Genomic DNA, 24,799 nt, shown 5'->3' with positions numbered 1-24,799 from the left:
CAGCTGGCGCATTTAATTATTTGTTTTATTACGATTGTGGCAGATACTGCAGCAGAAAGTCCCGCAGGTTTTCTCCCATTACCCGACGAATTTCTGTTTCTGTAAAGCCCTGCTGCAGCATGGTTTGTGTCAATACGGCCAGTTCCGATGCATCCAGTGCTGTAGTAACACTGCCGTCAAAGTCAGATCCCAGCGCCACATGTTCTACGCCGACAAGGTCGATAGCATATCGCAGTGTTCTGACAATCCCTTCGGGCGATACATCACAGACAGCATCCCAGAAACCGATACCGATCAGCCCGCCCTTGGCAGCAATCTGCTGCATCAGTTGATCTGATATATTTCTCGGGCTGTTACAGGTGCCTTTTATGCCGGTATGGGAGATCACGACCGGCCGTTTTGCCTGGGCCAGTACATCCCTGACTACCGACTCCGACGAGTGGGCAAGATCGACAATGATATTCAGCCGCTCCATTTCCTGCAGCGCCTGTTGTCCAAACCTGGTCAAACCTGCATTACTTTCACCGTGTAATGAACCACCCAGTTCATTATCGAAAAAGTGCTGCAACCCCATCATTCGATAGCCTGCATCGTACAGACGCTGGATATTTTCCAGCTTACCTTCCAGTGCATGAGAGCCTTCAGTACCAAGGAAGCCGGCAATTTGCTGACTGCCTTCAGCTCTGCTGGCCAGTACCTGTTCCAGATCCTGACGCGTTGCAATAACCTTCAGCTGTTGCGGATTCTTTTGTGCCAACTGCTGCAATCTTTCAGCCTGATACAGCGCCCGTTGCAGCAAACTGTCCCAAGTGTTCGGCGGCCAGGCCTGCACCAGAGCCAGAAGAGTAATATTGTCAGACACATCATCAGGATTGGAATGATAGTTCTGCCCCTTGGGCGACTTGGTAACAGCGGTAAATGCCTGAATAGCAACATTACCTTCACGCAGCCTCGGCAAATCAAGGTGGCCATAGTCAGCCCGTTCAGCCAGATTGCGATTCCACAGCAGACTGTCTGCATGCAGGTCACCTACCAGCAGATTCTGATGCAGTTTTTGAGCTTTTTCAGAAATAACAAAAGGTTTGTGGGGAGCTACTTTGTTGCGGGCCTTTTCCACGAGCGGGGGAACAAAGATCAGGATCATCACCACGCAGACGGCAGAAACAGTGGCAGAAATAGAATACAGTTTGCTCATATCAGCCTGCGGGTGTCGTAAATAGACTTCAGTTCAGTCTAAATATACGTACAATGGCGGGACAAAAAAAGACGCTATGGAGTATCCCCCATGTTGTTGAAGCTGATTCGCAACGGTCTGGGTTATATTGTGATTGCCATTGATCTGCTGACCCGCCCCCGCAAGATGAAACGGGCTGCAGAAGAACAGGCACAGGTTGATCAGGCGACTAAAAACCTGAAGCTGTACCAGTTCAACGGCTGTCCTTTCTGTATCAAGACCCGGCGTGTGATTCACAAGCTGAATCTCAACATCGAACTGCGTGACGCGGCTAACAATCCAGCTTACCGTGCCGAGCTGGAACAGTCCGGCGGTAAAATTCAGGTTCCCTGCCTGAAAATTACCGACGATAACGGCAGTGTGCAGTGGATGTATGAGTCTTCCGCCATTGCTGAATACCTTGAGCAGCGATTTGCCGGAAAGCTCCAACCAGCAGGGCAAAGCTGAAAGTAGTCATAAGCAAAACCCAAAAGGCCTGAAAGCATATGCTTTCAGGCCTTTTTACTTTGAAGACCTTTTACACAGATGCCAAATACATTATCCATTCGCTCATACAGCCGTCAGAAAATGCAGCACTCACACAGCTATCATCAGCTGGTGCTGCCTTTGCGAGGGGTAATTAACATTGAAGTGAATGGATACAGGGGGAAAGTTACGCCGGGAGAATGCCTTGTTATTAAAGCAGGCAGCACACACGGGTTTACTGCTGATACCGAGGCAAGGTTTGTGGTGGCTGATATGGATGAGCTGCCGGAAAATATTTCCTGCTCAAATACCATTGTATTTTCGATTACTCAGCCCCTGAGCCATTTTCTAAGATTTGTAGAGTCTCAGCTGGAATATCAGATTAATAAAAATCTGGAGCAGCTTAGCTATCACCTGTTTTTTGAAATGCTGGGTGAACAAAGGCTATTCAAGCAATTTGATCACCGGATTCGGGAAGCTGTCGAGTATATCGAAGCCCATATCACCGATGAACTGCCAATAAATGAATTGGCACGTGTCGCATGCCTGAGCCCGACCCAGTTTAAAAAGCTGTTTAAAGAGCAAACAGGGTTAACGGCTATTCAGTACATCATTAAATTTCGCATGGAGAAAGCACAGGCACTCTTGATTCATACCGATTATCCCAATCAGATTGTTGCTGAAAAGGTTGGCTACAACGACTACTCAGCCTTTAGCCGACGCTTCTCTCAATATTTTGGTCTGCCGCCTTCCAAAATATCTTGCTAGTTGCGTCCACACAGCAGACAAAAGCGTCCTTTCAGCAAAATTAATAACATCTCTCCACCCTATACTGCGATTCATAATCCAACGAATTGTGAAGCAGGTATGTTCTGGAAAAATGAAACAACAACTGGGGTAATTGCTATCTCTCTCGCCAGCTTTTTATGGGGCACGACAGGCACAGCTGCCAGTTTTACCCCGAATGTAAGCCCGCTCGCCACCGGTGCCTTTGCTATGGGTATTGCTGGCCTGTTGCTCTTATTTTGTGCACGTATAGCTTTATTAGAGGAAATCAACAAACTAGCTGCCCGTCCAAAGCTACTGTTCAGCGGAGCCTTGTCTATCGCCATTTATCCACTGGCATTTTATACCTCAATGAATTGGGCCGGGGTAGCGATCGGTACAGTTGTATCACTTGCAACGGCACCCTTTTTTTCAATTCTACTGGAGCGTCTCATCAACAAAAGACCGATATCACTGCAATGGATCATCAGTTTTGGATTTGGAGCTATTGGTGTTCTTCTCCTCACGCTGGGTAAACAGCCAGACATGGCACTTGAAACCGATATAACGCTTCAATATTCAGGGATCATACTGGGAGGCGTTGCCGGACTTACCTATGCAACCTACTCCTGGGCAGCCCGGCAAATGATAGACAGCGGGATCAGTTCCGAGTCCTCAATGGCCGGTATGTTTGGTATTGCAGCACTCATCCTGCTGCCTACCCTATTCTTTACCGGTGATGATTTATTTGCCTCGACAACAAATACCGTTGTTGTCCTGTATATGGCGGTGATACCGATGTTTACAGGCTACCTGTTATTCAGTTACGGATTACAACATCTTGAAGCCAGCCGAGCTACGCTGATCACTTTACTGGAGCCGGTCGTTGCAACCTTTCTGGCAGTCATTATTGTGAAGGAAGCGTTCAGTGCTGTTGGCTGGTTTGGAATGCTGTTTATTGCCATTTGCCTGATGCTACAAACGTTAAAGCTGCCAGTGATTTCAAAAGCCTGCCAGAGGGAGGGAAAAGAGTGTGCCAGTTAGAAAATATCTCACTGGCATCTTTCGATCTCTATTTATTCCTCATAAATCATTTTACGGGTCATACCGCCAGCAATGACCCAATTCTGCCCGGTCACAAATCCGGAGCAGGATGACAGCAAAAAGGCCGTAGCATGACTGATATCATCTACATTCCCTACCCGGCCGACCGGGTGCTGCTGATGATCAGTTTCTGTTAACCCCTGCTGGTCACTGATCCAGCCCGGGCTGATACAGTTTACCCTGATCTTCGGCCCCAGGCTTACCGCCAGTGCATGGGTCAGGGAAACCAATCCGCCCTTGGATGCGGCATATGCCTCGCTGTGTGGCTCTGACTGCTCCGCCCGGGTCGATGCAATATTCACGATACTACTGCCATCCACCATCAATGATGACAGATGCTTTACCAGCAGCATTGGTGCTGTCAGGTTGATGGCAATGACACGGTTCCAGTCACTAAGATCGAGCATTGCAACCGGGTCATTGTAGGGATTACTGACAGCAGCATTATTGACCAGACCATGCAGTGGTTGCTGCAATCCGGCAGCAAAAGCTTCAATGGCAGTTGAATCACTTAAATCAAGCTGGTGCCATTCAATAGCAGGATCAAGATCAACAGGTGCCGGCTCAAGATCAACAGCAATGACTCTACACCCCTGTTGATGCAAAAACGACACAATACCTGAGCCCAGTAAACCTTTACTGCCCGTTACTACAATTCGGTGACCGGTCAGGTCACCCACCATCTTATTTATCATCAGGTTTACAACAACAATCAGTCAGAACACAAAACTTTCGGCTATACATTATACCTTTATACCGTCCACCCGGGTTTGAGCTGTATTCGGCTTTCCCGCTCAAAGAGACTCAGGCACTGGCATTATGCAAATAAAATCATGGCCGAATCTTCTGCTGGCATTCATGACAGTCCTCTGCAGCACTGTTTTTGCAGACCAGATCATTCAGCTTAAGGATGGCCGGCAGGTTATGCTGCGAGATGACTTTACCTGGCAGTATGTTACGACTGAATCGCAAGCAGCAGCTGAAGCCTCTGCCGAAGGTAATATTACCGGCATAGCTGCCGTTCCGATTATTGCCGAGCAGGCTATTCCGGTTGCCAAGCCGCCGGTCAGATATGTGAAGGTCACTCCGGGTGAAAGCAAAAATATCCTTCAACTCAGTGAAAGTGGTGCGGATGTTTTACTCAAGCCTGCCCGCTACGAAAATAACCGGCTAATCATTCCTGCAAGCCTGACCAATCAGGGAAAGAAATCGATTATCAAGGTTGTTATCAGCTACAAACTGCTGGATCAGCAAAATATCGAACTGGCCAGCGGAGAGTGGCCGATCTGGATATCCATCAAACGAATGGCGGATACCTACTTCAGACCAGGCACACAACGGGAGGGAGAAGCACTGAAACTGGAAGTACCAAAGGATGCACACTACCTGTTACAGGCAGAAGTGACAGAGGTAATACATCGATAGCTTCCATCTTGCTGAATCAAGACCCTAGGGAGCGTTCTCAATCACAAGGGTTGGTTTTAGTGCCGGCAGCTTCTTTCTGACGATTGGCAATACCAAAAGGAATATGAACCATCGGGATATCACCGGATTCCGATTTCAGATGCCCCTGTTGGTCATCAAAAAAGATATGCGGCCGTAGCCTGCCCAGAATTCTGTTTTTAACCATGCCACCCAGAAAAAATGTTTCATTGGCGCTGACACCCCAGTCATCCAGGGTGGTTACTACCCGTTCATGGGCCGGCGCGCTTCTGGCAGTAACAATCGCGGTGCGTAGAATACGCTGATAGTCTTTGTTTTTACCCGCTTCCTGATCTTCCAGCTGCTGTAAAAACGAGAGTTTTTTGAACAATTCTGCCAGCGGTCCGGGTTTGTGAGGTATATGGGATTTTGCGATTTCATGGCGATGAAACTCAGGCAAATCACCTTGTTTGTAAATGGTTTCAGCCTCATCATCGGCAATAACCCCGTCAAAGTCGAAGGCAATCCGCAGCTCTTCATCCGACTCGTCATCGACTACTTTACCGGGCAATACGACACCCGCTGGATAACCCGCATCAATTGCACACTGCACATCCTGACGGTTGGCAGACAAAAACAGGGAAGCATTAAATGCCGGAATATATTTATAGGGCGATTTGCCTTCCATAAACGCCGCCCGGGAAATATTCAGGCCGTAATGTTCAATTGATCGAAACACCCGCTGTCCACTGGCAGCCGAATTACGGGACAACAGCACAACTTCAACCGGCTCCTGCTCCGGGAAGCGATTATTGATATTCAGAAAGCGTTTAATAAAAGGAAACGCCACGCCCTTGCCAAGCACCTTGTCCATATTGGCTTCCTGAAAGGCCTTGTAAGCAATGGGCCCTTTCTCGGCATAAATAGCATGAGACTCAGACAGGTCAAACAGGGCACTGGACGAGATGGCAATAACCAGTTTTGTTTCTATAGGATGCGGCATATTCTTCCTTTGGTATTGAACCGGGGTTCATACATCACCACAGGGGGTATCTCAGTCTAATCGTTTCCGTCGGTCGAATATACCTTGGGCAGGCATAATACCTGCGCTTCAGCTGTAATCACCCTGCTCACACTCCTGCAACAGCCAGCGCCGGAAAACTTCAGCCTTGGGATGCAGGTACTGATGCGAGGGATACGTCAGATAAAATGCTTCTGACGTTTTTACCCGCTCGGTAAAAGGTGCCACCAGCTCACCACTACCAATCATGCCTTTCACCAGAGAGGTTCTGCCCAGGGCCAGCCCCTGACCATAGCGCGCCATTTCCAGTGCAGTTATCAGAGTATCAAACTGTAGTCCGGGTGTTTTTTCTTCAAACGAATGGCCGGTTTGTTTAAACCAGTAGCCCCAGCCCTCTTCATAGCCGATAACATGCAGCAGGGTATGGTCAGATAGCCCGGCGGGGGAGTCTGGCATTACAGCTGCAAGCCCCGGACTGCATACCGGAAATAGTTCATCGTAGGTCAACCGGTCAGCCTTGAATTCACGCCAGCTGCCTTTGCCATAACGAATATCCAGATCTGCTTCCCGGTCCTGATCGGCGGCCCAGATATTACTGGTAAAGCGAATGCCGATATCGGGGAACTGCTGTCGAAAGCGGGCCATTCTGGGTGCCAGCCAGGTCGTGAAAAATACCAGGTTAACCCGGACTGTCAAAAGTCGATCCCTTCCCTGCCCGAACAGTTCTTCCGTCGCAACGGCAAGACGACCAATCGCTTCATGAACTACAGGCAAATAGGCCAGACCCGCTTCAGTCAAAGCCAGACCTCTGGGTAAACGGGTGAACAGGGCAACACCGAGTTGAGCTTCCAGCCCTTTTACCTGCTGGCTGACAGCGGCCTGGGTCAGATTCAATTCACCGGCAGCATGGGTAAAACTGAGAGAGCGCGCCGAAGCTTCAAAGGAACGGAGCCAGTTCAGTGGAGGGAGTCGCTTCTTCATTGTTGTTATTCACTACAGGGCATACACAAATGGACACGCCCCAGTATCTGCCTGTCAAAAGCTGAACTCAGTTCAGTTTTTGTTACGACAGTAACAATGAAAGCTCATGATAAAGAAGAGGGAGCCACGACTACGGACTGTGGCCCCTACAGGTAAAGCTGATCGCTTACTTCAGTGTCGGCATGGAGAATTCAACACCTTCCCGGACACCGGCAGACGGCCAGCGCTGGGTAATGGTCTTGCGACGGGTGTAGAAACGAACACCATCCGGACCGTAGGCATGCAGGTCACCGAACAGGGAACGCTTCCAGCCACCGAAGCTGTGATAGGCGACAGGTACTGGCAGCGGTACGTTGATACCGACCATACCGACCTTGATGTTGTCGGAGAAGTAACGTGCTGCTTCACCGTCACGGGTAAAGATGCAGGTACCGTTACCGTATTCATGCTCATCAATCAGGTCCATCGCCTGCTGCATGGTATCAACCCGCACCACCTGCAGTACCGGACCAAAGATTTCTTCTTTATAGCTGGTCATTTCCGGCGTCACGCTGTCGATCAGGGTTCCACCGACAAAGTAACCTTCTTCGTGACCTTCAACGACAGGATGACGGCCATCAACAACAATGCTGGCACCCTGCTCTTCAGCACTGTTGATATAGCCCACCACTTTTTCCTGATGCTGGCGGGTAATCACCGGACCGAAGTCATTGTCACTGTTGGTATAGGCACCCACTTTCAGGTTCTGCATTGCTTCCTGCATCTTGGCTACCAGCAGATCGCCTGCTTGGTCACCCACGGCCACCGCTACAGACAGTGCCATGCAACGCTCGCCGGAAGAACCGAATGCAGCACCCAGCAGCTGGTTTACAGCATTGTCCATATCCGCATCAGGCATCACGATTGCGTGGTTCTTGGCGCCACCCAGTGCCTGACAACGCTTGCCGTTGGCATTGGCAGTGGTGTAGATGTATTCCGCGATAGGCGTAGAGCCTACAAAGCTGACTGCTTCTACCCGCTTGTCGTGCAGCAGGGTATCAACCGCTTCCTTGTCACCGTTTACCACATTGATAACACCGTCCGGCAAACCGGCTTCCTGCAGCAGCTGGGCGACAAACAGGGTTGAGCTTGGATCACGCTCGGAAGGCTTCAGCACAAAGGTATTACCGCAGACAATCGCCATCGGATACATCCACAGCGGTACCATGACCGGGAAGTTGAACGGGGTAATACCGGCAACAACACCCAGTGGCTGGAACTCACTCCAGGAATCGATGTTCGGGCCCACATTCTTGCTGTGCTCGCCTTTCAGCAGTTCCGGTGCGCCACAGGCATATTCAACATTCTCGATACCGCGCTGCAGTTCGCCCATGGCATCGTGAGGAATCTTGCCGTGTTCTTCACCAATCAGCTCACAGATCTTTTCCGCATTCTGCTCCAGCAGCTCCTTGAAGCGGAACATAATCCGCGCCCGCTTGATCGGGGCAGTATTACGCCATGCCGGAAAAGCCGCTTCTGCTGCCGCAATTGCTTCTTCTACAGTCGCTTTTGAGGCCAGTGCAACCTGCTTTTCTGCCTGTCCGGTTGCCGGGTTGTAAACCGCCTGATGACGTACATCATCATTGACTGCCTTACCATTAATCAGGTGGCCGATTGTGCTCATTTTCTTACTCTCTGCTTATTTTATTAAATTGGAAAAGACGGCAATGGTTCTGTCACCAGAGCTTGCGGTAGATCTCAACAATTTCTTCGGCTGAAGGCACCCGCGGATTGTTACCCGGAGAACCTGAAGCCAGCGCCTGTTCAGCCATCTGTTCCACCACTTTGAAGAAGTGGTCCTTCTCGATACCAAACTCGGCAGGGGTCGGAACCTTAAGCTCTTCATTCAGTGCTTTCAGTTCCTGCAGCAGTTTTTCATTGGCAGCGTCATCAGAGTCCGCTGCATCGGCGATACCCATGGCTCGGGCACAATCTGCATAACGCTCAGATGCGGCCGGAATGGAGTATTCAGTAACCGCCGGCAACAACATGGCATTGGACAGCCCGTGTGGTACATGGAACATGGCGCCAATCGGACGACTCATGCCGTGCACCAATGCAACCGATGCATTGGAAAAGGCAACACCGGCCAGGGTTGAACCCAGCATCATCTGTTCCCGTGCCTGCTCATCCGAACCATCGTGATAGACCCGGCGCAAATTGGGCGCAATCAATCGCATTGCTTCCAGAGCCTGGGTATCACTATAGAGGCTGGCCTTTTTGCTGACATAGGCTTCCATCGCATGAGTCAGGGCATCAATACCGGTATCTGCGGTAGTGCGAGGCGGTACACTCAGGGTCAGCTTGTAATCCACCAGGGCTGCAACCGGCATGAAACCAACACCCACGCTGAGCATTTTTTCATCGCAGGTCTCGTCGGTAATAATAGTCACTCGGGTCACTTCGGAACCGGTTCCGGCCGTAGTAGGAATTGCAACCACCGGCAGACCGGCTTCATTAACAATGCGGGGGAATTTATAGTCCCGCATTTCCCCGCCATGACGAGCCAGAATGGAAATCGCCTTGGCACTGTCGATCGGGCTACCACCACCCAGTGCAACAATCGAGTCATAGTTGCCTTCACGGGCCATGGTTACACCGGCCATAATGGAGCTGACGGTAGGCTCCGGCACCGTGTCAGAAAATACATCGGACTGAATATCCTGCCCTTCCAGTACTTTCTGGATGGAAGCAACATAACCCAGCTGCACCATCATCTTGTCGGTAATGATCAGAGGACGGCGGCAATCCAGGCTGGCAAGCACATCGGGCAGCTGCTGGCTGGCATCTGCACCGACTTGCAGAATACGGGGTAAAACGACCTGAGTGGACGACATATCACACCTCACACTTTCTTGTTGTTCTTTTACGCTGTTGTAAGTTTGTTATCTGGTTATCTAATTGTCTAAAGCTGTTTTTTTTATCTATCAAAAATCTGGCTGGCATCACCCCGCCTATGGGGGGTGTCAGAGTGATGCCGCCAGCAATTTAACCCGGAATCAAGACTCGACAGCCGGCTGATACACCTTCTCTTTACCCGGCAGGGCCTCCTGACGCAGCGCCTTGACCAGGCCGTAAGTCGCCAGAATGATAATAATCGAGAACGGCAGCGCAGCCACAATAGATGCTGTCTGCAACGCTTTCAGACCACCGGCAAACAGCAGTACCGCAGCAGCTGCACCAATGCTCAGGCCCCAGAAGATACGGAAACGGGCCGGCGGATTTTCGTTACCCATGGATACCAGAGTACAGATAACCAGGGTGGCAGAGTCAGCCGAAGTCACAAAATAGGTGATCAGCATGACAGTACAGATGCTGGCCATCAGAATTACCAGCCACTCACTTTCAACCAGATTTTCAATGGTAGTGAACAATGCAGTGGTAATATCACTGTTTACGGCTTCAGTAATACCGCCATTGCCAAACAGTTCCATATAGAGAGCACTGTTACCAAAAATCGTGATCCAGAATGCTGCCAGTGTCGTTGGTGCAATCAGCACACCCAGAATAAATTCACGGATGGTACGACCTTTGGAAATTCGGGCGATAAACATGCCTACGAACGGACCCCAAGCAATCCACCAGCCCCAGTAGAAGATAGTCCACCAGCCCTGCCACTGACTCTCGGGATCCGGGTCAACCCACAGTCCGAGAGATATAGCATTCAGCAGGTAATCACCGGCATTGGTGAAGAAAGCACCCAGCACATATGCGGTAGGACCCACAATAATAAACAGCCCCAGAATGACCATGGTCAACTGCATATTGAACACGCTGAGAATCCGGATACCACGGTGCAGACCGGTCAGTACTGACGCAGTCGCAATCACAGAGATAATCGCAATCAGAATAATCTGGTTATTGGTTGAAACTTCCATCCCCAACAGGTAATTCAGACCGGCATTCATCTGCTGGGCGCCCAGTCCCAGTGATGTTGCAATACCGAATACCGTACCAAACACTGCCAACAGGTCTGCTGCATGACCAATCGGCCCATAAATCTTGTCACCAAAAATCGGATAGAGACTGGAACGAATGGTAATCGGCAGCCCCTTGCGATAGGAGAAGAACGCCAGAATCAGACCGGTCAGGGCAAATAATCCCCAGCCATGCAAACCCCAGTGAAAGATTGAGATCCGCATCGCGACCTGTGCCGCTTCAACGGTTTTGGCATCAGCCGCCGCAATAAACGGATTACTCTGGAAGTGGTAGATAGGTTCGGCAATACTCCAGAACAGAATACCGATACCGATACCGGCCCCGAAAAGCATGGAGAACCAGGTAAAGTTATTAAACTCCGGACGATCGTCGTCCTTTCCCAGCCGGATATCACCATAGCGGCTAAATGCCAGCCAGACCGAGAAAAACAGGGCAAACGATATCAACCCGACGTAGTACCAGCCCAGATCGGAAGCGATAAAGTTCTTGGCAGTATTGTAGATACCATCAGCGTAGACCGGGTCTACAACGGTAAACAGAATAAAGGCCAGCACCAGCAGTGCCGAACCCAGAGCCATCACAGGGCTCGCTCCGGCCAGCATGCCTGAGGCTGCTGTCACGTTATTATTCTTCATGGTGTTTACTCTCTGCAGGTTCACGAACCACCATCACAGAGCACTTGGCGTGGCGGACGACATGGGCCGCATTGGCCCCGATCAGATAATCAGACAGTCCCGGGCGATGAGAAGCCATTACGATAAGGTCAGCTTCAATATCCTTGGCAGCCCGCAAGATTTCTTTATAGGGTTGCCCCTGGTTAACCCGGACTTCAGTCACGATATCTGCCGGAATATCCTCCTTTATCAAGTCATGAAGTGCAATTTTGCCCTGGTCTCGCAACCTGCGATCGAGACCGGCTGGCAGCAGTGCTGCAACAGCAGGGATTTCTGCTTCAGGCACTACGGTTAATACATGCAGTGTCGCCTGATGATTTCTGGCCTGTTCAATTGCGATGGGGAGTGAGTTTTCCCATGAGCCTTTGCAGCTCATATCTATCGGGATCAAAATATTTTTATACTTATTATTCATTGTTTGCCTTAGGTAATAATTGTTTTGTCCTCAGGCACATATTTGTGGCTCGGTTGGTATAAATAGATTTAATCCAGCTACTTATATCAACAGAGCCCAGAGTGCCCGGTCATTATTCCAGAACCCCGAAAGAGATGAGAAGCAATAAAACAGACACCAAAGACCCTGTTTTTTTTATGGCTGACAAATCATTTTCCCGCTATTGCAACAATACCGTCGATTATTTGGAAACTTATGTAACTGCGACAAGCCATACAATCAGTAGCTATCGGGAATATAAGCATTTACAAACCCTGCAGTGCAGATAAATCAGGCTGCAACCGGCTCCCACTCTCAGCAATAAAAAAAACATGGGCATAGGGTCATTTTTTATTGCTGGTCGAATATTTTTCCCGTTTTTACCATTTCCTCAACTGGCACTCACCACCAGCATCCGGCGCAAGCCGTTTTGATTTCGATTGATGACAAGCGACAGATCGCTTCCACGGGATTACCTGATGCAAAACAATAATAAACTGCCATTGACTGGCGTTCGCGTAGTAGATTTCGGCCAGCAGATTGCCGGCCCGGCCGTGGCCATGATTCTGGCTGACCTGGGAGCAACTGTTGTTCATATTGATCCGCCGGAAGGCCCGCTGTGGGACCACCCCGCCAATGCAGTGCTGAATCGTAACAAAAACTGCCTGCGACTGAACCTTAAAGAAGAAACCGAATTGCAACAGGCGCTGAGCCTGATTGAAAAAGCCGATATCGTAATCGAGAGTTTCCGCCCTGACGTTCTGGCTCGCCTCGGGCTGGACTTCCAGCAGCTGCGAGAGCAGAACCCGGCTCTGATCACCCTTTCTGTTCCTGGCTTTGCCAGCAATGACCAACTGCGCAGAGAGTGGAAGGCAACTGAAGCCGTTGTTGCCGCGACTGCCGGTGCCTTCACTGATATGGGCTTTAACCGGGTACTGATGGGTCTGAACCCGAGCTTCTCTCCTCTGCCACTGGCTTCTTCCTATGCAACTTCGCTGGCTGCCAGCTCTGTAGTTTTGGCGCTCACATCTCGTGAAAAGACCGGCCGTGGTGACCATATTGAAGTGCCTATTATCGCGGCAATGATGGAAGGCCTGTCGTATAACTCCTATGTTATTGACGGCCTGCCTGAGCGCTACAAGACCATGCGTGAGCATGAAATCGAGCATCGCAAGAACAACGATATTCAGATGGACCTCAGCTATGAAGAGCTGCAGGAATACCTGGATCCGTTCTACCGCACCTATGAATGCGCCGATGGTCGTATGTTCTACTGCGTCTGCCCGTCTCACCGCAATCACGCCCGTCGCTGCCTGCAGGCACTGGGCATTTATGATGAACTGGTTGCAGAAGGCCTGCCGGATGTAAAAGATCTTCACCAGCCGATCAGCGAATGGGATGGTGAAACCTCTATCGGCGTTTATCCGCTGCCGAAAAAATGGGCGGATATTATTTCTGCCAAAATGAAGAAGGTGTTCCTGACCAAGACTTCTGACGAATGGGGTCGTATTTTTGGTGAAGGCCAGATTCCCGGCGCACCTCACCGTACCACTCAGGAATGGGTTAACGATACTCACACCAACACTGCCGGCCTGATTGTTGAAGTGAACGATCCGGAATACGGTCTGATGAAACAGCCGGGACCGATTACCTGGCTGGAAGAGTTTGCTGACCAGATGGTCACCCCGAAGCCGAGAAAAGATGTCAGCTTTGATGAAGCCCTGACGCTGCTGAACGATGTCACCGAACAACATGGCCACACGTTACCTGAACCGGCTCCGGAAGCCGTATCCGGCGGCTGGCTGCAAGGGATGAAGATTCTCGACCTGACCAACGTTATTGCCGGTCCACATTCAACCGCATTCCTGGCCCGCTTCGGCGCCGAAGTCATCAAGTTGGATCCGGTCACCCCATTGTACGATCCACTGATTGGTACCCTGTTTACCTTCCAGACCGGTGTCGGCAAGCGCAGTGCGCTGGTTGATATTATGTCTGATGAAGGCCGCGAGGTATTCAACCGACTGGTACGTTCAGTGGATATGGTTGTTATCAATGCGCCGGAACGCCAGATGATCCCGCTGGGTCTGGATCATGAATCACTGCAGGCAATCAATCCCGGCGTACTGTTCTGTCGTCTCGACTGTCTGGGTGGCCCACTGCGCGGTCCAAAGACAGATTACATCGGCTATGACGATATTATTCAGGCCAACAGTGGCATCATGAGCCGGTTCGGTGGACCTGCCACACCGGAGGAGCATGCTCACCTGGGTACTCTGGATGTTAACTGTGGTTTCTCTGCCGGTATCGGTATGGCGGTATCCCTGTATCACCGCCAGCGCACCGGACAACCGACCCGCTCCCGTACCTCATTGTCAGCAGTAACCAACCTGGCTCAGGTATCGTTTGCTTTTGATTACGATGGACGTGCGCCGTTCAATGAGCCTTCCGGTCGTGAAGCACTGGGTTACAATGCCCTGTCTCACTTCTATCAAACCAGTGAAGGCTGGATCTACCTGGATTCAAACGACAGCGAACTGGAACAGCTTGAACAGGTCGAAGGCTTGCAGGGTATTACTGAGGCCAGCGACAGAGCCGCTTTCCTGAAGCAGGCACTGCAGCAGGCGCCGGCATCCTACTGGAAGTCAGCACTGGACAAGGTGGATGTCGCTTCTGCCGAGCCTCAGGCCATTGAAAACCTGCGGGCAGATAACAGCCGTGTAGCTGATAACAAGGCCGGTGTGGACCAGGGCAGCTTTGCCTTCTCTATTTACCCGGATCACCCCAGCGGTCACTGCATTACCCAGATTGACCACTACTCAATCCGGCCGACTGAAGCAGATATTGTGGCAGCTACCCCAACCGAACGGTTTGGACACTCTACCCGCGAGATTCTGGCTGAAGCCGGTTACTCCGAGGAGGAAGTACAGTCCATGATCGATCGCGGTATTGCCGGCCTGGGTTGGGGCAAGGAGTTCCTGCCGAGTTGATAGCTGAGTCTTCCAGTTATATCTGAGCATAAGTTATGACAGGGCTTACCCCGGCCCTGTCATAACATCCTTCCCTTCATACCCGACACTCCCCATTACGCTAGCTGCAATGACAGGCTAGAATGGTGCTCTCACTCATTCAGTTTGTTGCTATTTAATGTTTAGTAAGGAAGACCTGTTAAAACTGGCCCGAATGGAAATGCCGTTTGGCAAATATGCCGGCCGGGTACTGATCGATCTGCCGGAAGAATATCTGCTGTGGTTTGCCAAAAAGGGATTTCCCAAGGGAGAACTGGGCAGATTGATGCAGCTAGCGCTGGAGATTCGTATTAACGGTCTGGAAAAGATTATTACGCCATTGAAATCTGGCGTTTGAATCCATTGGACCAGTTTTTATTCTATTGCGAGAAAATCAGGAAATAGTTAAAGACTGTTTTTTAACCTGAACAATATTTATTCAGAAACTATTTATTCAGAAACTATTTATTCAAAAACCATTTATTCAAAACAGAGGAATATCATGATCTGATATTCCTCCTGATGGTACAGCGAATAATTAACCGACTTCCATCATATCCAGATCAGCACGCATCAGCTCGTCCTTGCCCAGATCGAAACTGGCAACACAGCACTGAACACTGAACCACTGCTTCAGAGCCTTGTCATCCCGCTGTTCCGGCCAGCAGTTCTCATCGTCAGTCCAGGTGGAAAGTTCGTTTTCAAACATCGCCTTGGCGTGCTCGGCCAGCAGGTGGTCGAAATCCTCTTCGGTTTCGACATCGTCCATCAGGTAAGCGCCACCTTCGAAGTCCCAGATTTCAGGCACCTCATCACCGTTCTCCTTTACCCACTCACGGAATTTCTCACCCGGGGTCAGGGTTACAACACAGCGGTTAACGAATTTCATCGTATGGCTTCCGGTAAATCATTGATAACCCTGCGATTCTGACAGCTGATAAGGGATACCGCCAGCAACAACCGCAAAAGAATTCCATATTTCTGTACTGACCGCTCGGTTTAGAAAAAATATCCACATTGTGTAAATTTTTTTACGTTTCCCTGCTGACATTTATACGTAACGTGATAAGGTAATACCCGCAGTACCAATAACAATAAAAAACAAGAAGTTCCGGTTGTACTCTCATATCTGCAGCACCTCTATGCCCTCGTTGTAAAGATGTTTCAGTAGTACAGAAGTTATGCCCGGCCCTTCGCAAATGGAGATGCATTGCCATGCCTGACCATAAGTCAGCGGCGGCCGCCGCCTATTGGAAAGAAAATATACGTCTTCTCTCGATCCTGCTGGTGATTTGGTTCGTAGTCTCGTTTGGCTGCGGCATTCTCTTTGTTGATTATCTTGACCAATTCAAATTTGGAGGCTTCCCCCTCGGATTCTGGTTTGCCCAACAGGGATCCATTTTTAGCTTCCTTGGTTTGATCTTCTTCTACATCTGGCGCATGAACAAGCTGGATCGTAAATATGACGTTTATGAAGATGAAGCAGGTGTTTCCGGCAAAGTAGAGGTAGCAGAATGAGCACACAGATGATGATTTATCTCTTTGTCGGTGCGACATTCGCGCTGTACATCGGGATTGCAATCTGGTCCCGCGCGGGATCAACCAAAGATTACTATGTTGCCGGCGGCGGGGTTCATCCTATCGCCAACGGTATGGCGACCGGTGCTGACTGGATGTCTGCAGCGTCGTTTATCTCAATGGCCGGTATTATCTCCTTTATCGGTCGTGACGGTGCCGTCTACCTGATGGGCTGGACCGGTGGTTATGTACTGCTGGCCATGTGTCTGGCACCTTACCTGCGCAAGTTCGGCAAGTTTACCGTGCCGGATTTCGTTGGTGACCGTTACTACTCCCAGCTGGCCCGTGTGGTCGCTGTAATCTGCGTAATCTTTATCTCGTTCACTTATGTGGCCGGTCAGATGCGTGGTGTGGGTATCGTGTTCTCTCGCTACCTTGAGCTTGATATCACTTCGGGCGTTATCGTCGGAATGGCAATTGTATTCTTTTATGCCGTACTCGGTGGCATGAAGGGAATCACCTACACTCAGGTTGCTCAATACTGTGTAATGATCTTTGCCTTCATGGTTCCGGCGATTTACATCTCTATGATGATCACTGGTAACCCGATTCCACAGCTGGGCTTTGGTAGTGAAGTTCTCGGGACAGGACAGTCTGTACTTGAGAAACTGGACGGATTGTCAGCCGAACTGGGCTTCAATCAATATACGGATGGTACCAAATCCACCGTTGATATGTTCTTTATTACCATGGCTCTGATGGTCGGTACTGCCGGTCTGCCACACGTAATCGTACGTTTCTTCACCACCCCGACTGTACGCGATGCCCGTAAATCAGCCGGTTATGCCCTGCTGTTTATCGCTATCCTGTACACCACTGCTCCTGCGGTTGCCAGCTTCGCTCGAATCAACCTGCTGGATACTGTAAGTGAAGCCGAGTACAAGGAACTGCCCCAGTGGTTCTCCAACTGGGAAAACTCCGGTCTGATTGCCTGGATGGACAAGAACGGCGACGGCAAGATCCAGTACACTGCCGGTAAGGCAATGGAAGGCAAGCCCCAGTTCTCTGAAACTCGCGGTGAAGACGGCCAGCGTATGCTGACCAACACCCCGACTGCCGGTGAAAACGAACTGTATGTTGACCGTGACATCATGGTACTGGCCAACCCGGAAATCGCACAGCTGCCGGGCTGGGTAGTCGCCCTGATCGCTGCCGGTGGTCTGGCTGCGGCACTGTCTACTGCGGCGGGTCTGCTGCTGGTAATCTCCACCTCAGTGTCTCATGACCTGCTGAAGAAGAACCTGATGCCGAATATCTCCGACAAGCAGGAACTGCTGGCTGCCCGTCTGGCTGCTGCGGTTGCTATCGTGATTGCCGGGCTGTTCGGTATCTATCCTCCGGGCTTTGTGGCACAGGTTGTCGCCTTCGCCTTCGGTCTGGCAGCAGCATCGTTCTTCCCGGCGATCCTGATGGGTATCTTCTACAAGCGCATGAACCGTGAAGGTGCGGTAACCGGTATGATCACTGGTCTGGCGTTCACCTTCGGCTATATCGTGTACTTCAAGTTCATCAACCCGGGTGACAACAACCCTGAAAACTGGCTGTTCGGTATCTCTCCGGAAGGTATCGGTACCCTGGGTATGCTGCTGAACCTGTCTGTATCCATGGTTGTCTGCCACCTGACTGCGCCTCCGCCGAAGCACATTCAGGATCTGGTTGAAAACATCCGTATCCCGAGCGGTGCCGGTGCACCGGTTGAGGAAGGCATTGGTGCCCAGCGTGCAGCTCACTGATCACTAAAAGGTCATAGCTGACATAAATTAACGGTACTGAGCAGAAAAAGCGCCTTTATGGCGCTTTTTCTGTTTGGCTGCCAATAATGTTCCCGTATAGGGAAGCTATCTCCGGTTAATATCCATCAGGCCAAGATTAGTCTCTCAAGAGTTTAAAATAGCCAGACATGGAAAGTGTACGAACCATCTACTGGCCTTTCTTTGCTTGTATTGAATGGGTTCCTGTTTAATGATTCATGCAGGTTTTGGAGCAATACGTTTCTTACGCGATCATCATAAATATGAAACAGCCGGATGAGTTTACATTATCTGCCAACTGGGCCTTACTTTTTGAAGATGCCGGCCTGAGTGCACAGAAAGTTCTAACACAGGCGAATCTATCGCAAGACTTATTCACAAGAGACAAACCTGTATTTTTGCCTGCTGCTGATTATTTTAATTTCTGGCAAGCTGCAAATGAGCTGGCTGTTGATCATGAGTTACCACTGCTACTGGCAAACTCTCTTTCTGTAGAGTTTTTTGACCCGCCAGTTTACGCTGCTCTATGCAGTAACTGCCTGATAGATGCCGTGCAGCTGATTACAAAATACAAGCTAATCACCTGCCCTATAGAGGTTACAGCTCAGGAGCATGACGAAGAGTTTGTTATCGAATTTGATCTGATGACCAGCATCGGTACGATGCCTGATACCTACTGCCTTTTTGAACTGGCCTTCTTTACTCAGTTTGCACGAATGGCGCTACGAAGTGCGATAAAACCAACCAGGGTTCAGCTATTACATGTTCCTGAGCATCGTGCACTGTATGAAGCCTATTTTGGTGTTGCGGTAGAACAGTCACACCGGGTAGCAATCAGCTTTTCCAGAGAAGATGCATCAAAACCATTTCGGACTACCAGTTCAATGATAATGGAGACTATTGAAAACGGACTGGCTGAGGAGTTTTCGGATGCAAATGGCAGTTTCCAGCACAGGGTAAAAACTCTTCTGGTTACTTTGCTTCCCAGGGGGGAGGTTGGTCTAGCTACAGTTGCCGATAAAATGACAGTTTCTCCCCGTACGCTTCAAAGAAGATTAAAGCAGGAAGGCTGTAGTTTTAACGAGGTTTTATTACAGACCCGAAAGGAAATTGCCAGACAATACCTGCGGAAACTTGATATGGCGCAGGCCGAAATAGCTTTTCTACTGGGCTTTCAGGATGCTAACTCTTTTATCAGGGCTTATCGTTGCTGGACAGGTGAGTCTCTGGGTCAGTATCGACAAAACCTGAAACAACTCACCTGATATCAAAATCTTTAGAGTCTGTTCATAATCTTTCGCGGATAGCGAGAATGTTGAGAACAGGCTCTTACAGCATATGCTGATTAAACCAGTTGATCATGGCTGCTGGTTTTTCTGAAAAGTACTTATAAGCATCAAAGCGCAGAACAGAACCTTCAATCCAGAACATGGTCTTATCTTCTACGGGCAAGGCCTTGTAGATGTCTTCTATGTAGGACACATCAATACTGACATCACCCCGGACCTGAACCAGCATGGTTGGCATAGTGACACTGCTGATATGTTTTCTCATATCATGGTCATCCAGATCGTAACCCGAAGTCTGAACATAAAGTGCCTCGAATTCAGCCAGTCTGGCAATATCAGCATTCATCAGCGAGAAGCCTTTTTCAACCATGCTACGCATATTAAATGGCTGCATCAGAATCTGACTCTTAACCTGCTTAAACAATTCTGGTCGCTTCCCCATGGCAATCAGAGCTGAATTGCCACCCATGCAGATATTCATCATGGAAATCTGCATCTTTTTCATTCGATCATCAGATTGGGCAAACTGCAAAGAGCCTGCTACATCCTGCCATTCTTTAAGACCCAGCCCAATAATGCCATCTTCAGGATCCGGACTTGCACCATGCCCCCGGCTGTCATAAGTCAGAACATTATAGCCAGCATCGTGCAGAGCTTTGTAACGGGGAATAGCGTTAATCTCTCCAGCCGGATTTTTAAATTCATCCAGATGCCCCGCATAACCATAACGGTTTCCGGGGGAAAAATGGTTCGAAATAATCAGCCGGTCTGACTCAGCAGGAATAAACCATCCTTCCAGCATCAAGCCATCACTGGCCCTGAACGTAATATCTTCAAATGACAAACCATAATCAGCGGGCGTTTTCAGAATAGGAGAGTGGGTTGGTCTGGCACAGCCGTGAAGCAGGGTATCGATGGCTCGCTGCGTAACATCGGATGTCTCTCGGGATGTCTGCATATTAATTCTTTCCTGAAAAGTGGCCTGTACCAGGCAAATACAAAGTGCCAGAAACAAAACAGATTGTTGCAACCTGAAACTGCTGACAGAGCATAAAAATACTCCGTATCTTTTTCACTGGCAGGAGATGACAAAAACCTCGCAGGTTACGCCAACCTTTCACCTAGCAGGTCACGAGTCCTTGTGCTTTCCTGATGCTGAAAACAAGCCTGTAGCCATGTATCCGTAATAAAGGTCTATCCTGTTAGCTTTCATTGATTGGTTTGCAGGATAACCATGAGCAATGCACCTGTTGCCTCAAACCGTTTGACACCGGAGCAGTATCAGCAGAACTTTGCCGATATCAAACCGGCACTCAGTCACTATCAGGCAAAAGTCGAGGCTGCCCGTTGTCTCTATTGCGAGTCTGCCCCCTGTATCTCTGCCTGCCCGACAGAAATAAATATTCCGTCATTTATAAGCCGGATTGCTACTGACAATATTCAGGGTGCAGCAGAAACCATTCTTGAATCGAATATTCTGGGTGGCAGCTGCGCCCGGGTTTGCCCGACAGAAGTCTTATGTGAACAGGCCTGTGTCCGCCATCACTCGGAAGAGTGCAAAGCGGTTGCTATAGGTTCACTCCAGCGCTTTGCTATCGACAACAGCACACTTCATCCCCACCCCTTTAGCCGCGAAGCCACCAGCGGCAAATCCGTTGCTGTAGTGGGCTCAGGCCCGGCCGGTCTGGCCTGTGCTCACCGGTTGGCCCGGCACGGTCATAATGTCACCATCATTGAAAGCCACAGCAAGCCCGGAGGGCTGAACGAATACGGGATTGCCGCCTATAAGCTGGTCAATGATTTTGCCCAGCGGGAAATTGATTTTATTACCGAGATCGGAGGTATTGACTGGAGTTATGAAACCTCGCTGGGACAGACAGTCACGCTGGATCAACTTCGCTCTGAATTTGATGCTGTGTTTCTCGGCATCGGGCTTCAGGGTCATCGCAGACTTAATATTTCCGGCGAAGACAGCAAGCATATTCAGTATGCAGTGGATGAAATTGCACATATTCGACAGAGCAAACAGCTATCAGAGTTAAAAGTTGGCAACCGTATTATTGTGATTGGTGGAGGTAATACTGCGATTGATATTGCCTGTCAGATGCGACGGTTGGGAGCAACTGACGTCACAATAGCTTACCGGCGTAGCACTAAACAGATGTCTGCCACTCCCCATGAGCAGGCATTTGCCAGACAAAACGGCGTTCGCATTCTCGAATGGTCACAGCCAGTTGCAGCTGAAGCCACGCCTGAGGGTGTTTGTATTCAGTTTCAAAAGACGGCAACTGATGAGCAGGGAGGTCTGAAAGCAACAAGCGAGAGCTTCAGCCTCAAAGCCGATATGGTCTATGTAGCCATTGGCCAGTACTTTCTGACTGACTGCTTTGCCAATAGTCAGCACCCGCCGGATACAAGTCATGGACGAATAACGGTTACTCCCGATAATCATACATCTCTACCCGACGTGTGGGCCGGTGGCGATTGCGTTAATAAAGGGGAAGACCTGACAGTCCATGCCGTACAACATGGCAAGATCGCCGCCGAATCCATTCACCGCTTTCTGACAGCACCCGAACAGAACAACTCCCAAACGGATTAAAAATGGCTGACCTGAGTACATCCTTTCTGGGCATTCATTCACCCAACCCGTTCTGGCTGGCCTCAGCACCACCCACAGACAAGGCTTTTAATGTCTACCGTGCTTTTGAAGCGGGCTGGGGTGGTGCGGTCTGGAAAACCCTGGGAGAAGATCCACCACCGGTCAATGCCTGCTCCCGTTATTCGGTACACCGGGATATTCAGGGCAAAGTACTGGGCATCAATAATATCGAACTGATTACAGACCGGCCGCTGGCAGTTAATCTGGAAGAAATCAGACAAACCAAAAAAGACTGGCCAGACCGCGCTCTACTGGTTTCACTTATGGTGCCCTGTGAAGAATCCAGCTGGAAAAGCATTCTCACTCAGGTTGAGGATACCGGCTGCGATGGTGTCGAGCTTAACTTCGGCTGCCCTCACGGTATGCCGGAAAGAGGCATGGGCGCAGCAGTGGGTCAGGTACCGGACTATATCGAAATGGTCACCGGCTGGTGCAAGCAACACACTCACGTACCGGTTATCGTTAAACTGACACCCAATATCACAGATATCCTGATGCCGGCACAGGCCGCGATGAATGCCGGTGCTGATGCGGTATCGCTAATCAATACCCTGTCATCAATCAGCGGAATTGATCTGGATACTCTGTCGCCTTATCACGCGATTGATGGCCAGTATACCAGTGGCGGTTACTGTGGCCCTGCAGTAAAGCCCATCGCCCTGAATATGGTCGGACAAATAGCCCGCAATCCGGCGACAGCAACGTTACCGATATCAGCTATTGGTGGTATATCTGACTGGCATGATGCGGCTGAGTTTATCGCCCTGGGAGCTGGTACCGTTCAAGTCTGTACTGCCGCCATGCTAAACGGCTTCAAAATCATTGGTGATATGACTGACGGACTGTCTCGCTGGATGGATTCAAAAGGCTACAGAACGATAGATGAGTTCAGAGGAAAGGCAGTACCGAAGCTGACTGATTGGAAATATCTGAACCTGAACTACAAGACAGTCGCCCATATCGACCAGAATACCTGTATCCACTGCGGGCGTTGTTTTGCCGCCTGTGAAGATACTGCCCATCAGGCTGTCTCGATGACACCGTTGCCTGACAACCTGCACCAGACACAGTACACCATTATTGATGAGGAATGTGTTGGCTGTAATCTATGCCAGATTACCTGCCCTATTCCTGACTGTATTACGATGACCGAAATTGATACTGGCAACTCCGCTATTAACTGGACTCAACATCCTGCAAATCCATTTCGGGAGCAATAACAATACAAACAACCATGATCAAACGACAGGATCATAATAGATAGAGCCATCCGGGTTCACCCGCCAACCAATCACTCCATTATTGTGATACCGCAGTGAGCCCTGCCCCCGAATATCGATCAGTTGTTTCACCCGGGGCTGGATATAACCGGTTTCATCGGTTGCCCTGCTAAGCAACAACCGCTCTTTGCCATCCCACTGCCACATTTTTCTGAACCTTACATATGCCTTGTCCAGTACTGGCTGCTGCAACTCCGCCGGCTCCCAGCTGCCACCGCCATCAACACTGACTTCTACTTTACTGATTCTTCCACGACCACTCCACGCCAATCCCCGGATCTCATGCCAGCCTTTTTCCAGCTGCTGCGGGAAAGTGGGTGAGGTAATGATCGAACGGGCATCCATAACACAACTGAACTGTCGCACAGTCCCGTCTTTTAGAGGATCGGTATATTTTGCCGTTTCTTCCCTTGTCATCCATGGCTGGTCACCGACCTCGATACGCCGGAGCCATTTCACACAGCTGCTGCCTTCCCATCCCGGCAGTACCAGTCGAACCGGATAACCCTGGGAAGGTCTTACCGGTTCGCCATTCTGGGCATAGGCGATAATGGCATCGTCCATCGCCTTTTCCAGTGTGACACTGCGGGTCATCAGCGCAGCATCTCCACCTTCCATTAACAGCCATTTTGCGCCCGGGCGTAGCCCGGCTTCTTTCAACAATGTCGATAGCGCAACACCGGTCCATTCTGATTGACTGGTCTGGCCTGCAAGTCGTTGTGCTGTTGTCTCGGCTGATAGGGAAAAGTAATCCTGACAGTTGCCGGCACATTCGATAAAACAGATGCGTGATACTGCCGGAAAGCGCTTGAGCTCTGCCAGAGTAAACTTCAACGGTCTTTCCACCAGCCCGTGCAGCAGCAATTTATAGTTTTCTTCACTGATATCCGGCACACCGGAATGATGCCGCTCAAAGTGCAGATCTGAAGGCGTAATGATTCCGTGCAGTTGCTGCAATGGCGTAAAAGAATGGGTCAGTGCAAGCGTCTGCCGCTTCAGGTTAACTTCAGCGGCTCTTTCGCCCGATACAGAAACAGGTGGTCCCATATAGCGGCCATTGGCCTGCAGGGCAGATGCTGCCAACAGGGCACCGGTCGCCGTCACACCTTGTCGCAGTAATTCACGACGCTTAATATTTTTGATCAAACGAGTCATAT

The 24,799-nt window shown here is 50.1% G+C and carries 22 protein-coding genes; 11 read left to right on the top strand and 11 right to left on the bottom strand.

Features of this window, described 5'->3' with window-relative positions:
• Positions 1-28 precede the first annotated feature (28 nt).
• Complete coding sequence (locus ACYZZ0_RS12885) at positions 29-1,195, bottom strand: dipeptidase (protein ID WP_461537042.1); 1,167 nt, start codon at positions 1,193-1,195, stop codon at positions 29-31.
• 90 nt (positions 1,196-1,285) lie between these two features.
• Between ACYZZ0_RS12885 and ACYZZ0_RS12880 the strand changes: the two genes are divergently transcribed.
• From ACYZZ0_RS12880 to ACYZZ0_RS12870, 3 genes are all read left to right on the top strand, one after another.
• Positions 1,286-1,681 (top strand): glutaredoxin domain-containing protein, encoded by a 396-nt coding sequence (locus ACYZZ0_RS12880; RefSeq protein ID WP_461537041.1) that lies wholly within the window; start codon positions 1,286-1,288, stop codon positions 1,679-1,681.
• A gap of 78 nt (positions 1,682-1,759) precedes the next feature.
• Positions 1,760-2,467: a helix-turn-helix domain-containing protein gene (locus tag ACYZZ0_RS12875; protein ID WP_461537040.1), complete on the top strand. Its 708-nt coding sequence runs from the start codon at positions 1,760-1,762 to the stop codon at positions 2,465-2,467.
• A 99-nt stretch (positions 2,468-2,566) separates the two neighbouring features.
• The gene (locus tag ACYZZ0_RS12870) at positions 2,567-3,508 is read left to right on the top strand and encodes a DMT family transporter (RefSeq protein WP_461537039.1); all 942 of its coding nucleotides are present in this window, start codon (positions 2,567-2,569) and stop codon (positions 3,506-3,508) included.
• Between the two features lie 32 nt (positions 3,509-3,540).
• Here ACYZZ0_RS12870 and ACYZZ0_RS12865 read toward each other — a convergent pair whose 3' ends face one another.
• Positions 3,541-4,263: an SDR family oxidoreductase gene (locus tag ACYZZ0_RS12865; RefSeq protein WP_461537038.1), complete on the bottom strand. Its 723-nt coding sequence runs from the start codon at positions 4,261-4,263 to the stop codon at positions 3,541-3,543.
• A 163-nt stretch (positions 4,264-4,426) separates the two neighbouring features.
• Here ACYZZ0_RS12865 and ACYZZ0_RS12860 point away from each other — a divergent pair, with 163 nt between their 5' ends.
• The gene (locus tag ACYZZ0_RS12860) at positions 4,427-4,993 is read left to right on the top strand and encodes a DUF3157 family protein (RefSeq protein WP_461537037.1); all 567 of its coding nucleotides are present in this window, start codon (positions 4,427-4,429) and stop codon (positions 4,991-4,993) included.
• Between the two features lie 37 nt (positions 4,994-5,030).
• Here the strand turns inward: ACYZZ0_RS12860 and ACYZZ0_RS12855 are convergent, their stop codons facing one another.
• From ACYZZ0_RS12855 to ACYZZ0_RS12830, 6 genes are all read right to left on the bottom strand, one after another.
• Positions 5,031-5,993: a 5'-nucleotidase gene (locus tag ACYZZ0_RS12855; RefSeq protein WP_461537036.1), complete on the bottom strand. Its 963-nt coding sequence runs from the start codon at positions 5,991-5,993 to the stop codon at positions 5,031-5,033.
• Positions 5,994-6,101: 108 nt separating this feature from the next.
• Positions 6,102-6,992: a LysR substrate-binding domain-containing protein gene (locus ACYZZ0_RS12850; protein WP_461537035.1), complete on the bottom strand. Its 891-nt coding sequence runs from the start codon at positions 6,990-6,992 to the stop codon at positions 6,102-6,104.
• A gap of 166 nt (positions 6,993-7,158) precedes the next feature.
• On the bottom strand, positions 7,159-8,655 hold the full coding sequence (locus ACYZZ0_RS12845; protein WP_461537034.1) for a CoA-acylating methylmalonate-semialdehyde dehydrogenase: 1,497 nt from the start codon (positions 8,653-8,655) through the stop codon (positions 7,159-7,161).
• A 52-nt stretch (positions 8,656-8,707) separates the two neighbouring features.
• The gene (locus tag ACYZZ0_RS12840) at positions 8,708-9,868 is read right to left on the bottom strand and encodes an iron-containing alcohol dehydrogenase (RefSeq protein WP_461537033.1); all 1,161 of its coding nucleotides are present in this window, start codon (positions 9,866-9,868) and stop codon (positions 8,708-8,710) included.
• A 162-nt stretch (positions 9,869-10,030) separates the two neighbouring features.
• Positions 10,031-11,605, bottom strand: coding sequence for a BCCT family transporter (locus tag ACYZZ0_RS12835; protein WP_461537032.1), 1,575 nt, complete (start codon positions 11,603-11,605; stop codon positions 10,031-10,033).
• Entirely contained in the window at positions 11,595-12,059 is a 465-nt protein-coding gene (locus ACYZZ0_RS12830; RefSeq protein ID WP_461537031.1) for a universal stress protein, read from the bottom strand. The genes ACYZZ0_RS12835 and ACYZZ0_RS12830 overlap by 11 nt, the downstream gene beginning before the upstream one ends.
• A 497-nt stretch (positions 12,060-12,556) precedes the next feature.
• Between ACYZZ0_RS12830 and ACYZZ0_RS12825 the strand changes: the two genes are divergently transcribed.
• Together ACYZZ0_RS12825 and ACYZZ0_RS12820 are read left to right on the top strand one after the other, a co-directional pair.
• Complete coding sequence (locus ACYZZ0_RS12825; protein ID WP_461537030.1) at positions 12,557-15,064, top strand: CoA transferase; 2,508 nt, start codon at positions 12,557-12,559, stop codon at positions 15,062-15,064.
• Positions 15,065-15,221: 157 nt separating this feature from the next.
• A complete protein-coding gene (locus ACYZZ0_RS12820) occupies positions 15,222-15,440 on the top strand; it encodes a DUF3820 family protein (protein WP_461537029.1) in 219 nt (72 codons plus the stop codon).
• Between the two features lie 180 nt (positions 15,441-15,620).
• Here ACYZZ0_RS12820 and ACYZZ0_RS12815 read toward each other — a convergent pair whose 3' ends face one another.
• Positions 15,621-15,971: a hypothetical protein gene (locus tag ACYZZ0_RS12815; RefSeq protein ID WP_461537028.1), complete on the bottom strand. Its 351-nt coding sequence runs from the start codon at positions 15,969-15,971 to the stop codon at positions 15,621-15,623.
• 326 nt (positions 15,972-16,297) lie between these two features.
• Between ACYZZ0_RS12815 and ACYZZ0_RS12810 the strand changes: the two genes are divergently transcribed.
• From ACYZZ0_RS12810 to ACYZZ0_RS12800, 3 genes are all read left to right on the top strand, one after another.
• Positions 16,298-16,600 carry a DUF4212 domain-containing protein gene (locus tag ACYZZ0_RS12810; protein WP_461537027.1) on the top strand — a complete coding sequence of 101 codons (303 nt, stop codon included), beginning with the start codon at positions 16,298-16,300 and terminating at the stop codon, positions 16,598-16,600.
• Complete coding sequence (locus tag ACYZZ0_RS12805; RefSeq protein ID WP_461537026.1) at positions 16,597-18,393, top strand: sodium:solute symporter family protein; 1,797 nt, start codon at positions 16,597-16,599, stop codon at positions 18,391-18,393. Before ACYZZ0_RS12810 ends, ACYZZ0_RS12805 begins: the two co-directional genes overlap by 4 nt.
• 236 nt (positions 18,394-18,629) lie before the next feature.
• Positions 18,630-19,676 (top strand): helix-turn-helix transcriptional regulator, encoded by a 1,047-nt coding sequence (locus ACYZZ0_RS12800; RefSeq protein WP_461537025.1) that lies wholly within the window; start codon positions 18,630-18,632, stop codon positions 19,674-19,676.
• Between the two features lie 64 nt (positions 19,677-19,740).
• Here ACYZZ0_RS12800 and ACYZZ0_RS12795 read toward each other — a convergent pair whose 3' ends face one another.
• Positions 19,741-20,658 (bottom strand): alpha/beta hydrolase family protein, encoded by a 918-nt coding sequence (locus tag ACYZZ0_RS12795; RefSeq protein ID WP_461537024.1) that lies wholly within the window; start codon positions 20,656-20,658, stop codon positions 19,741-19,743.
• A 276-nt stretch (positions 20,659-20,934) separates the two neighbouring features.
• Here ACYZZ0_RS12795 and ACYZZ0_RS12790 point away from each other — a divergent pair, with 276 nt between their 5' ends.
• Positions 20,935-22,302 (top strand): NAD(P)-dependent oxidoreductase, encoded by a 1,368-nt coding sequence (locus tag ACYZZ0_RS12790; protein WP_461537023.1) that lies wholly within the window; start codon positions 20,935-20,937, stop codon positions 22,300-22,302.
• A gap of 2 nt (positions 22,303-22,304) precedes the next feature.
• Entirely contained in the window at positions 22,305-23,582 is a 1,278-nt protein-coding gene (preA, locus tag ACYZZ0_RS12785) for an NAD-dependent dihydropyrimidine dehydrogenase subunit PreA (RefSeq protein WP_461537022.1), read from the top strand.
• An 18-nt stretch (positions 23,583-23,600) separates the two neighbouring features.
• Here the strand turns inward: preA and soxC are convergent, their stop codons facing one another.
• Positions 23,601-24,797, bottom strand: coding sequence for a sulfite dehydrogenase (gene soxC / locus ACYZZ0_RS12780; protein WP_461537021.1), 1,197 nt, complete (start codon positions 24,795-24,797; stop codon positions 23,601-23,603).
• Positions 24,798-24,799 lie beyond the last annotated feature (2 nt).

This window comes from Spongorhabdus nitratireducens (genome assembly GCA_947387575.1).
Lineage (GTDB): Bacteria > Pseudomonadota > Gammaproteobacteria > Pseudomonadales > Endozoicomonadaceae > CANDOC01.
This window is presented reverse-complemented; position numbering and strand designations above follow the sequence as displayed.